The organism is Oleiphilus sp. HI0061 (assembly GCF_001635675.1).
In genome coordinates this window covers 1-923 of the sequence record NZ_LWFE01000321.1, presented here as the reverse complement: position 1 = coordinate 923, position 923 = coordinate 1, and the positions used below count along the sequence as shown (strand labels likewise).

The window sequence follows — 923 nt, the reverse complement described above, 5'->3', positions numbered from 1 at the left end:
TTTCGTTTTTGCCATTATGGCAGAAGAGTTTGGTTTGATTGGTACATTGCTTGTTGTTTCGTTGTTTGTCGTTTTGGTCTACAGATCCTTACGCATAGGCTATTTGGCAGAAAAGAAAAAGCAATTATTCAGCGCCTATTTTGCCTACGGCATTGGCATCTTATTCGCGGTTCAGTCTTTTATAAACATAGGCGTCAATATGGGCTTACTACCGACTAAAGGTCTGACACTGCCATTGGTAAGTTATGGCGGTAGTAGCCTGATTGTGAGTTGTATGTGCATAGGTGTTTTGTTAAGAATTCACCGTGACCTGATGCTGATCGAAGATGAGCCAGACTCAGAACAGGCCCGAGACAAGGAGCTTATCCATGCGTGATAAAACATTCCTTGTGATGGCTGGTGGCACTGGCGGACATGTATTTCCAGCCTTAGCAACGGCAAAGAAACTAATGAGCCGCAATGACAAAGTTGTTTGGCTAGGTTCAGTCGGTGGTATGGAAGAGCGAGTAGTGCAAGATGCTGGAATTCCTTTTTACGGTATTTCTGTCAGTGGTGTTCGCGGTAAAGGCATATTAAGCAAAGCCTTAGCACCCTTGAAGATCGCTAAAGCCGTTTTCCAGGCTTTATTAGTGCTTAGGAAAACAAGACCCGATGCCGTGTTAGGTATGGGAGGCTTCGCTTCTGGGCCTGGTGGCTTGGCGGCAAAACTCTTGGGTAAGCCTTTATTGGTTCACGAACAGAATGCCGTAGCAGGAATGACCAATAAAGTACTCGCGAAAATGGCAGATTCAGTGATGTCAGCTTTTCCTGAAGCCTTTGAAGATGCGAGTAAAGTTGTGCTGACTGGCAACCCATTGAGAGATGAAATCTGCGAGTTATTTTATTCAAGCAAAGACAGTGTTTCGAAATCTCGGCCGATCAGA

2 protein-coding genes are annotated in these 923 nt (G+C 45.0%); both read left to right on the top strand.

From position 1 onward, the window contains the following. The coding region (locus tag A3735_RS04130) for an FtsW/RodA/SpoVE family cell cycle protein (RefSeq protein WP_197485660.1) at nucleotides 1–376 on the top strand (376 nt) is incomplete at its 5' end. Further along, on the top strand, nucleotides 369–923 hold a 555-nt coding region (locus tag A3735_RS04125; protein WP_231882372.1), incomplete at its 3' end, for a glycosyltransferase. The genes A3735_RS04130 and A3735_RS04125, both read left to right, overlap by 8 nt.